This is a genomic window from Neorhizobium sp. JUb45, from assembly GCF_004343585.1.
GTDB lineage: Bacteria > Pseudomonadota > Alphaproteobacteria > Rhizobiales > Rhizobiaceae > Neorhizobium.
In genome coordinates this window covers 1-8,667 of the sequence record NZ_SLYW01000026.1, presented here as the reverse complement: position 1 = coordinate 8,667, position 8,667 = coordinate 1, and the positions used below count along the sequence as shown (strand labels likewise).

The window sequence follows — 8,667 nt, the reverse complement described above, 5'->3', positions numbered from 1 at the left end:
CAATATGGGCATCGGCGGCATAACGCCCGCACAGAAACTGAAAATGGCCGCGTGAATTCTACTGCGGAGCCCCGTTAAAAACGGGGGGATTACCCTTGCAGCGATGGCGAACGCCAAGCGTGTCCTCATTCTCGAAATTGTCAGCAAACAGGAGATTTCGGTTGGCCCACTCGCCGTCATGGCAGGCCTCAGCCAATCGGCGCTTTCACAGCACCTTGGCAAACTGAGAGGTGCAAAGCTGGTTCAGACCCGGCAGCATGCCCAGACGGTGTTCTATCGAAGCGATTCAGATGAGGTCAGGCGCATGTTGCAGACTCTCTACGACATATTCGGGGCCGTCTCCCCGCTGATTTCCTCGGTCGATTTAAGCGAGAAGCGACCGGCTTCTGTAACGGGCCCCGCATGAAATCTGCCTTTCACACGAGCATCTCGATAGACACAAGGAGAATGGCGTGGGCGTTACTGTAATAGATTTCGCGGCTCGTTGGCAGACGCCGGTCTGTGTCGGCGACGGGCCGCTTTTGACCAAAACAATATGGGGACCGGCCGATGCGCTGCGACACATGAAGACGATCGGTCACAGGTCCGGCCCAATCTACTGGAGAGCGCTCCATCTCTGCCAGCACGCTGTCACCAATGGGGTCCATCCAGAGATATGTCGCCCGCACTTCATTGCTGCATGTGCGGAAAACGACGCGAGGCGATTTGATGAAGAATGAGTCGTAAACACCTAAAGAGCTAGCCGCGCAGCGTCCATATTAAGCGTCGCCAACGCGCCGCCAGGCGTCCAGTTGATTGTGATCGATCCTGCGAGGTGCCCGGCCATTGTTCGCTCAAGTAGCCTGCTTCCATAGCCACCTTCCCCCACCGGTGTAACCACCTCAGGCCCTCCCTGCTCAGTCCAAGTTAGAATGACAGTATCTCCGGAGACAGTTCCCGAGACGTCAAGGGTTCCAGCTGCGAGCGAGAGCGCACCATATTTAAGGGAATTGGTTGCGAGCTCGTGGATGACGAGCGATAATCCGGTGGCGGCCCCCTCGCCCACGCCCATCCTCGGGACGGAGACCCTGATGCGTCCCGAGAATGCAGCCGTTTCCTCATAGGGAGCAAGCAGGATCGTGATCAGGTCGCCCAAAAGCGCCGCCTTTCCCTGACCTCCCGGCAAAGGCCGTACAAGGTCATGGGCACGCCCGAGTGCGGTCAGCCGTTGGGTCAACTGAGACGTCATGTCGGCGATCGAATTTGACGACCGGGATGTTATCTGGGTCAACCCCGTGGCGATAGCCAATAGGTTTTTCACGCGATGGCTCATTTCGCCTGCAAGAAGTTCATGGCCCTCTTCGGCCTGCTTACGGCCGGTCACGTCAAGAAAAATTCCTGTCATCAGACGAGCGACGATATCCTCGTCACTCCCCTGTCCGCGTGCCGAAATCCAGCGAACATCAAGAGCGCTCAGTATCCGAAAGTCGATCTCGTAGGCTCCTACAACCGCGCGTGTGGCCGCGAAAGCCGCGCGCACCCTATCCCGGTCTGCCGGGTGTATCTTGGCCGACAAATCCTCGAACGACAGATTGCCGTGTGCAGCTACATCCCACAGTTCATACCCACGCCGGTCCATCATGAATGCATCGTTATCGACGTTCCATGTCCAAAGAGATACTCCGGCAGCCTTGAAGGCGCGTCGTAGCTGATCCGGATTCCATTCGGTAGTCAGATCATCAGTCACAGAGGTTCTCCTCAGGTCACGTCTTGCCGGCGCGCTTCTTCGTCAAGCCGGCGGAAGCCTCCTGAGTGTCAAGAGCCTTTCTTGCGAGCCGAGCTTCGCCAAGACGTATTGTCTTGGTCTTGCGGGCTTGGACAACGGCGTCCTTTTCTTTAACCGCGTGACCGCGAGCAAAGAATTGCGACTGCTCGTTGCTGAAAGCAGTCTCGGCCTGCTGTCGCGATTTCGCGCGTGTTTGTGTCATCGTATATTCCAAGTAATGGCGCCCAAAAAATCAGGGCAAGAAAAAAGGCCAGGCTATTCGCCCGGCCTCGCAGATAACGCGGTCTCGTCAGTGCCAGTACATCCGTGGTCAAGAACGGAACCGGGTAAGGATCAGGCAGCCTGCAGATTACAGGCCGACATCTTGCCCGACTTTACGTCGCGCTCGAGCTCGTATCCAACCTTCTGGCCCTCGACGATTTCGCGCATTCCTGCGCGTTCGACTGCCGAGATATGAACGAAGGCGTCTTCGCCGCCGTTGTCAGGCTGGATGAAGCCAAACCCCTTGGTGGAGTTGAACCATTTTACTGTGCCCGTGGTCATGATGATGATCCTTTCAAAGCATGAACTATGGGCCGCAGAACCGGAGCTGCACGGATGGTAATAACGATATTTTTGAAAGGAAAGTTCGCTCAAGGCGCGGTGCTAATCGCGCGGTAACCAAAGCTTAGCAAGCAAACAATCGATAAAACCTAAAATAGAGACAACACATACAAAGTCAACCTTTAGTTTTGACTCGCCATTGAAGCTTGGCTGCGACACCCCATATTAATCCAAGGCAAGCTCGGATCAACGACATCATCCTCAGCGCCTTAATGCTATCCGAATTATTTCCGTCGACGACATCTGCAGTGGGCATGGTGTCGCATGATAGCTGCCGGTAAAGCCGCGCGTTGTGCGCGGCGACTGGTGATTTGCTCGCGTCATCGCGAGCGGTCGGTCACTTTAAACTGTGGTCTCCCTAAACCCTATCGCGATTGAGCATTTAGCGTCGATACCACCCCAGCCAGTTGCACCAAAAGGAACTACCCAATGAGCGAAATCAAGGAATTTTCTGTGAGCACAAACGGTGATCGCTGGTTGTTGGACATGAGCGGCGGCGAGGCAGTCATCCTTCATATGGGGAACGAGCCATCCGGAGGGCATGAGACCAAAACGCCACTCGCTGATTTCCTGAATGAACGAGCAGGGAAACCAGAACACTCAGCGCTTCTACAAGTCCTTGGTCAATCACAGGATGAAGTCGAGCATCAACTTGGCGAAGACGATGCGGAGACATCATCGCACCAGATCGCCATGGAGTATATGCGTCTGGGCGGACGGCGCCTTGCCAAGGTAGATGACAACATTGTCAGCACCCGGACGTGGGAAGACGAGCCTGCGGAAGCGACTGCGTTGTGGCAAGCACAGGTCGAGCCGTTGGACGAAAAAGCTCAGCGAGAGGTCATGCTTCATCTTCCTTCCATCAGCGAACGTTGAATCCGAACAGAGGAGCACGACTATGATTGACGATCAAAATGATCTTGGAAGTGATGCGTCACGGACAGATCCCGAGACGGCCGATCGCGCGCGCGAAAAACTTGCCAGGGGGGCCGAACGAGGCATCGAAAAAGCGATGAGCGGTGAAGCCTCAGCTCTTTCTAACGATCCCCCAGATCAAGATCCGGTAGAAGGATCTATCGAAACCGCGGAACGAAACCTCGCCTGGAGTGGCGAGGATGGCCAACCGAGCGCCGAAAGCGTCGCTGGCGAGCCGGCTAACAGGCTGTCCTCAGCAGGATCCGAGGCCGGAGAGCCCTCGCCTGAGCGATGACCGTCTAAGTAGTCTGGCGGGTCGTGAGATGCGCAGGTGGCTTCCTCAGCGCCATGAGCTTGAAACGACAAAGGGGCCGGTCATTACAGATCGCCCCCTTTGTCTTGACATGCCGGCAGCTCAAGCTGCTGCAAGTGCTTTCTCGATCTCGGGAATAGTATGTCCCGTAAGATCTTTATCCAGTTCGCCTATCAGCACGTCGGAAAGCGACTTATGGTAGCTCTTGCGCATCTCGCCGAGCGTGCGCGGCGCCGCCACGATCACAAGGCTCTTGATCTTGCCGTCAAGCACTCGAGCGTTCAGCAAGCCAGCGACGCCATTACTGAACCCATCCTCGTCTTGCTGGCTATCGTCAGGGTTTGCAGCGCTGCTTGGATGGCGAGCGCCAGATGCGATCTTCGAGCCGTCGACCTCAGCTGACGGCATTGCCTTGAGCTTGACGTTGGCCGCATCGCCTTCGTTCTGGAACAGAGCAAGTTTCTCACCATCGGCGACAGCAATTACTGTGTGCTGGGGAAGTTGCATATAGGATCTCCATCTTGGGCAGCATCGCTTCAACCTGTTGGATGAAACAGCGCTTGTTTCAGGGCTACAGTAACCCGGGCACAGACAATCAGTTCCCTGCATGCGCCCCTAATGAATGCCGGCGAGCGATCGCTGCAATAGCGTTTGGCAGCCAATGCAGGCCAACTTGGCGACCGGGACTAAGTGCAACTGGTCGCGATCAGGACGCAACGAACTCACTCAACTTTGAGGTCGAGACGCGAGCGCGCTTTGTCAATGACACGTTGAGCAAACCACGTCGTTGCGCAAAAGGATAGGCTTGAAAATGAGAAGCGCTTGCATGCCAGCGCGGCCCAATATTGGCTGCATGGAAATCATCGCAAGATACCGCGACTGGAAAATCTGCGCCGTATGCGCCTTCTCACCGGCAACATTAAATACGTTGTTAAGGAACATGCTCCTCCACCACACGTTGCTGCCTCACTCACGAACCCGTGACGGCATCAACGGAGGTCATCATGACCATCCTCTCCACAAATCTCCCAGTCGAAAATGCATTGGATACCTTACCTAACTCGACAGCATCGCTTCATAAAGTCTCGTGGGGTGCAATTCTGGCAGGCGTCGTTATCGCGCTCGCCGTCCAGTTTCTTCTCAATCTCCTTGGCGTCGGGATCGGCGCAGCCATTCTCGATCCTGCGACCTCCGATAATCCGCAGGTGAGAACATTCTCAATCGGTGGCGGGATCTGGTTTGTACTTGCCGGTATCGTTTCGGCCTTTTTAGGTGGTTATGTAGCAAGTCGGCTCTCCGGCCGGGCAAGCCGGTCGACTGGCGGCTATCACGGGCTGACATCCTGGGCGGTCACAACGCTTGTCGTACTATACCTTCTTACGACATCGGTCGGAGCTTTGATCGGTGGCGCATTCAGTGGCCTCTCCAGCGTTATCGGCGGCGTCGGCCAGACAGCGGCCACAGCTGCATCAGCTGCCCCCGCAATGGTGAATTCGGCAAATCCTATGGCGGGGATAGAGCAACAGATTCGCAACACCACCGGCAGCGATGCAAAGGCGCTGCAGGATGCAGCTGTCACTGCAATGCAGGCAGTTGTAACGGGTGACCAGGCAGCGGCTGAAGACACACGAACCCGCGCGGCAGATGCCATTGCACGTTCGCAGGGCATCCCCGCGGACCAAGCTCGGACCCAGGTAGAGCAGTACGAAAAAACCTATCGCGACAATATGGCTACTGCCAAGCAGAAGGCACTCGAGGCAGCGCAACTGGCTGCAACAACTGTATCAGCCGGCGCTATCCTCGGCTTCATTGCCCTGGTGCTCGGTGCAGTCGCATCCTGGTTCGGTGGGCTCTATGGAACGAAACGCGGTCTGAGCGTCACTGACACGATCTGAGTCCGGCGCCAATCGCAGACGGCCTGCCGGGGCAATACCTCCGCGGCAGTTCTCATGATTGCAAGGAGCCATATGATGGCTAGTGACAAGAAACTTCACAATCTCTTCCATGATACCCTCAAAGACATCTATTTTGCAGAGCGAAAGATCGTCGATGCCCTCCCAAAAATGGAAACAGCAGCCAGCAACGGGCAGCTGAAGGATGCCTTTAAAAAGCATTTGGCCGAAACACAGGTCCATATCGAGCGCATCGAACAGGTGTTCAAGCTCATCGGCAAGCAAGCCGAACCAAAGACTTGCAGCGCCATTCTCGGCATCACCGATGAGGCCGATGAGATCATGCAGGAGTACCAAGGATCGACCGCGCTCGACGCCGGCCTTCTCGCGGCCGCCCAAGCTGTCGAGCACTACGAAATGTCACGATATGGCACCTTGCGCACTTGGGCGCTCGAACTTGGCTTGAACGAAGCCGCGGGCCTTTTGCAGACGACACTGGACGAAGAGCAGAAAACGGACCTTGCACTTACCTCGCTTGCGACGTCTGTCGTCAACCAGAACGCTGAAGTCTGAACCAAGGGGAAAATAGGGAGCAGGCAATGCAGTCTGCTCGGCCGAGCCAACCACCAAAGGGTCATCCAGAATCCGAATCCGCCGAGCCGTCGCCTGAGCAGTGATTGTTCCTGCAAAGTAAGACGTCGGTGCGATATGGGTTCCAAACGCGAAGCGGCCGATCATCACTGATCGGCCGCTTCGCTTTGAATGGCACCCTCATCTACTCACCAACTTGGTCCGTGGAGTTGGCTCGGGACCTAACCTCATCTTCTCCGATATTTTCTGACCACTGCGTCACAGCTCTGTCGACCGTCTAGGGAACCGATATCACCGCAACCAGTTCTGAGCGTATGATAGCGTACAAAGTAAACGATGGGCGTATCCATCTATGCCGAGAGCTGCGACCATTCTTGCCATCGAGGACGACCATGTCATAAGGTTCCTGATGGTCGAGGAAATTCAAGAGGCGGGATATGACGTTTTTTGAAGCCGAAAATGCTGCCAAAGCGATAAGCGTTCTGGAAACGCAGCCCGATATTCGTCTCATGATCACGGACATTGACCTGTTTTCCGAGGCCGAAGGCGTTGAACTTGCCAAGTTGGTTCGAGACCGTTGGCCGCCCATAAAAATCATCCTCACATCGTGTAACTGGTCGTTTGAGCAGCAAGAGCTGACATTTGCCGAGCACTTCATTCCAAAGCCTCATGCGCCGGTAGCACTGCTGGACAGTATGAAATCAATCCTCGTCTAACGAGCTTATGTTCACAGGGTCATTCTAATATCCTGAGTGTGACCGGGTTTCGGGGCGACCTCGGCCAAGAATCACAGCCTCTCATAGGAGGTCGTCGAAAAAGCGGGCGGAGTTCAGCAATAGTTGCGTTCTGGCTTGAGATTGATGTCCGGTTCAGGCTCGCAGTCTGGAACGAAGAGCCGCCAAAAGTGTTCTCTATTCAAGCGGATCGTGAAGCGGTCAACCGATGGACTTCTCCGGCGTTTTGACCGGATAGCGACTTGGTGGTCTGTGCGATTCCGTCCTAGAAGGAGATCGAGAAATGGGTTCTACCGCTGATAAAGTTTCTGGGAAAGCCAACGCGCTCACCGGCAAGGCGAAGCAGGAAGTTGGTGATGCGACGGGCAGCCACAAGCTTCAGGCTAAAGGCGCTGCGCAGGAAGCCAAGGGCGACATGCAGCAGGCCAAAGGCAATGCCAAAGACGCGGTCAACAAAGCCGTGGGCAAGTAGCCTGCCCTTTGCTAAACCAACAGAACGGCCCGCCTCTGGCGGGCTTTTTTTTTCGGAGTACCGAAATAACGGAACTGTGGGAATATCCAGTGGAGGTTCAGCGTGATCTCACTGCCAAACTTGTGGAGAATGTTCACGGCTTGAGCTATGCTGAGTTCGTACGACAATTGAAGCTATTCGAGAGTGTATTTCGGGACTGGGCGCGCCGTGTGCATAGTCTTCTCCTCGGTCAACAGAACAATGCGACAAGAAGTCAGAAGTTCCTAAAGCACGCCAGCCACTAACAGACTGACGAAGATTAACGAGGAAAGCGCCGCGTTCAGGCCGAGGTAAAACGCTAGGTCATGTGTGCTGCTTGGTGTTTTATGCATGATCGTTTCCTCCTGCATCACAACCTGTATAGACTGCCAATGTTCCCGTAATGTTTCACGCTATTTTGCGGTTATAAAATGGAAAGGCCGGCGCGATCGCTCGCCCGGCCTCCTCGCGCATAATACTGTCGCTATCGCAGCTTAGTAGCGCGCGGCGCGATCAACGCGCTTCCCAGCGCTCTGAGTGGCATCAACGGTGTTTGCCGTGTCCCGCCCCACGCCGCGGATTGTGTTGCCGCACGACGCCAAAGCGGCGGCGATGAATGTCATTGCGAGCACGGTCGCTAAAGTTTTCTTCACGGAAATTATCCTCTCTCCAGATGTTCACTTTGAACACGTAGGGCTTATTTCCGTGAGGGCGATACCTCTCAGGCCGACCGCACGAACACCGCCGTCTCTCGCCGGATTGGATCTCGCTCTTCCTTTTCGACCAATGCGCCTTCCTTGATCAGCGCCCGCACGAGCCCGCTGACGCGCTTCTTCGAAGGCTCGTCCGCCAAGTCCAGTCCGAGCTCGAAAGCCACCGCTACCCCCACCCAGTTCTTTGCCTGTGGCGATTTCTTGTATTCGGCATTGGCAACGGCAGTAAAGATCGCGGCCCGCTGCTCTTCGCTGATCCCGCCCGCAACGTCCTCAGCGCTGGGCAACTTCCATTCCGTAAACATCGGCGCGAAATCCTGCGGCTTTGCCATGCCTCGCCCGTTTCCAAACGGCACGCTTGCTAGGTGTCGCCACTCGAAACGATGCGATAGCGGCGTCAGGTTGCCTTGCCGTAGGTTGTGTAGAAGTAGCCAAACCGATCAGTCCCCAGCACGCCAGCCTCTGCCGCCTGATCTTCCGACATCCGGTTGAGCACTCGACGGATCGAGCCGTACCGATAGCCTCTCATCTCCAAATGAAAAAAGAACCCGCAGCGTTGTGGCCACGGGTTGCTGGAGTTTGGCAGTAATGTTCCGTACTTCATAATGGCGATCTGCTAATGGACAGCCTCGTATTTTGAGAAAACTCTAA

Annotated in this window: 14 protein-coding genes; 7 read left to right on the top strand and 7 right to left on the bottom strand. The window is 55.6% G+C overall.

Annotation, left to right across the window (positions count from 1 at the left end; translation table 11 throughout):
• Positions 1-103: 103 nt before the first annotated feature.
• Entirely contained in the window at positions 104-406 is a 303-nt protein-coding gene (locus EDF70_RS29770; protein ID WP_132281902.1) for a metalloregulator ArsR/SmtB family transcription factor, read from the top strand.
• A gap of 324 nt (positions 407-730) precedes the next feature.
• On the opposite strand, the gene EDF70_RS29760 is transcribed toward EDF70_RS29770, so the two are convergent.
• From EDF70_RS29760 to EDF70_RS29750, 3 genes are all read right to left on the bottom strand, one after another.
• Entirely contained in the window at positions 731-1,726 is a 996-nt protein-coding gene (locus EDF70_RS29760) for a sensor histidine kinase (protein WP_245519447.1), read from the bottom strand.
• Positions 1,727-1,742: 16 nt separating this feature from the next.
• The gene (locus tag EDF70_RS29755; protein ID WP_132281900.1) at positions 1,743-1,967 is read right to left on the bottom strand and encodes a hypothetical protein; all 225 of its coding nucleotides are present in this window, start codon (positions 1,965-1,967) and stop codon (positions 1,743-1,745) included.
• A 131-nt stretch (positions 1,968-2,098) separates the two neighbouring features.
• Entirely contained in the window at positions 2,099-2,308 is a 210-nt protein-coding gene (locus EDF70_RS29750) for a cold-shock protein (protein WP_132281898.1), read from the bottom strand.
• A gap of 489 nt (positions 2,309-2,797) precedes the next feature.
• On the opposite strand from EDF70_RS29750, the gene EDF70_RS30570 reads away from it, so the two are divergent.
• Positions 2,798-3,244 carry a hypothetical protein gene (locus EDF70_RS30570; RefSeq protein WP_245519446.1) on the top strand — a complete coding sequence of 149 codons (447 nt, stop codon included), beginning with the start codon at positions 2,798-2,800 and terminating at the stop codon, positions 3,242-3,244.
• 22 nt (positions 3,245-3,266) lie between these two features.
• Positions 3,267-3,578: a hypothetical protein gene (locus EDF70_RS29740; protein WP_132281896.1), complete on the top strand. Its 312-nt coding sequence runs from the start codon at positions 3,267-3,269 to the stop codon at positions 3,576-3,578.
• A 120-nt stretch (positions 3,579-3,698) separates the two neighbouring features.
• Here the strand turns inward: EDF70_RS29740 and EDF70_RS29735 are convergent, their stop codons facing one another.
• Complete coding sequence (locus EDF70_RS29735; protein ID WP_132281894.1) at positions 3,699-4,103, bottom strand: host attachment protein; 405 nt, start codon at positions 4,101-4,103, stop codon at positions 3,699-3,701.
• Positions 4,104-4,600: 497 nt separating this feature from the next.
• Between EDF70_RS29735 and EDF70_RS29730 the strand changes: the two genes are divergently transcribed.
• The 4 genes from EDF70_RS29730 (at position 4,601) to EDF70_RS29715 (ending at position 7,285) form a co-directional block, all read left to right on the top strand.
• The gene (locus EDF70_RS29730; protein ID WP_132281892.1) at positions 4,601-5,491 is read left to right on the top strand and encodes a PhnA-like protein; all 891 of its coding nucleotides are present in this window, start codon (positions 4,601-4,603) and stop codon (positions 5,489-5,491) included.
• Positions 5,492-5,566: 75 nt separating this feature from the next.
• On the top strand, positions 5,567-6,061 hold the full coding sequence (locus EDF70_RS29725) for a DUF892 family protein (protein WP_132281906.1): 495 nt from the start codon (positions 5,567-5,569) through the stop codon (positions 6,059-6,061).
• A gap of 455 nt (positions 6,062-6,516) precedes the next feature.
• Entirely contained in the window at positions 6,517-6,795 is a 279-nt protein-coding gene (locus EDF70_RS29720; protein WP_132281890.1) for a response regulator, read from the top strand.
• 301 nt (positions 6,796-7,096) lie between these two features.
• On the top strand, positions 7,097-7,285 hold the full coding sequence (locus tag EDF70_RS29715; RefSeq protein ID WP_132281888.1) for a CsbD family protein: 189 nt from the start codon (positions 7,097-7,099) through the stop codon (positions 7,283-7,285).
• Between the two features lie 512 nt (positions 7,286-7,797).
• On the opposite strand, the gene EDF70_RS29710 is transcribed toward EDF70_RS29715, so the two are convergent.
• The 3 genes from EDF70_RS29710 to EDF70_RS30565 form a co-directional block, all read right to left on the bottom strand.
• Complete coding sequence (locus EDF70_RS29710; protein WP_132281904.1) at positions 7,798-7,926, bottom strand: entericidin; 129 nt, start codon at positions 7,924-7,926, stop codon at positions 7,798-7,800.
• Between the two features lie 98 nt (positions 7,927-8,024).
• On the bottom strand, positions 8,025-8,348 hold the full coding sequence (locus EDF70_RS29705; protein ID WP_245519445.1) for an ATPase: 324 nt from the start codon (positions 8,346-8,348) through the stop codon (positions 8,025-8,027).
• A 65-nt stretch (positions 8,349-8,413) separates the two neighbouring features.
• Positions 8,414-8,620, bottom strand: coding sequence for a hypothetical protein (locus EDF70_RS30565; RefSeq protein ID WP_245519444.1), 207 nt, complete (start codon positions 8,618-8,620; stop codon positions 8,414-8,416).
• Positions 8,621-8,667 lie beyond the last annotated feature (47 nt).

Coding starts and splice junctions, on each gene's coding strand:
- EDF70_RS29770 (WP_132281902.1), top strand. CDS start 104: ATGGCGAACGCCAAGCGTGTCCTCATTCTCGAAATTGTCAGCAAACAG.
- EDF70_RS29755 (WP_132281900.1), bottom strand. CDS start 1,967: ATGACACAAACACGCGCGAAATCGCGACAGCAGGCCGAGACTGCTTTC.
- EDF70_RS29750 (WP_132281898.1), bottom strand. CDS start 2,308: ATGACCACGGGCACAGTAAAATGGTTCAACTCCACCAAGGGGTTTGGC.
- EDF70_RS30570 (WP_245519446.1), top strand. CDS start 2,798: ATGAGCGAAATCAAGGAATTTTCTGTGAGCACAAACGGTGATCGCTGG.
- EDF70_RS29740 (WP_132281896.1), top strand. CDS start 3,267: ATGATTGACGATCAAAATGATCTTGGAAGTGATGCGTCACGGACAGAT.
- EDF70_RS29735 (WP_132281894.1), bottom strand. CDS start 4,103: ATGCAACTTCCCCAGCACACAGTAATTGCTGTCGCCGATGGTGAGAAA.
- EDF70_RS29730 (WP_132281892.1), top strand. CDS start 4,601: ATGACCATCCTCTCCACAAATCTCCCAGTCGAAAATGCATTGGATACC.
- EDF70_RS29725 (WP_132281906.1), top strand. CDS start 5,567: ATGGCTAGTGACAAGAAACTTCACAATCTCTTCCATGATACCCTCAAA.
- EDF70_RS29720 (WP_132281890.1), top strand. CDS start 6,517: ATGACGTTTTTTGAAGCCGAAAATGCTGCCAAAGCGATAAGCGTTCTG.
- EDF70_RS29715 (WP_132281888.1), top strand. CDS start 7,097: ATGGGTTCTACCGCTGATAAAGTTTCTGGGAAAGCCAACGCGCTCACC.
- EDF70_RS29710 (WP_132281904.1), bottom strand. CDS start 7,926: ATGACATTCATCGCCGCCGCTTTGGCGTCGTGCGGCAACACAATCCGC.
- EDF70_RS29705 (WP_245519445.1), bottom strand. CDS start 8,348: ATGGCAAAGCCGCAGGATTTCGCGCCGATGTTTACGGAATGGAAGTTG.
- EDF70_RS30565 (WP_245519444.1), bottom strand. CDS start 8,620: ATGAAGTACGGAACATTACTGCCAAACTCCAGCAACCCGTGGCCACAA.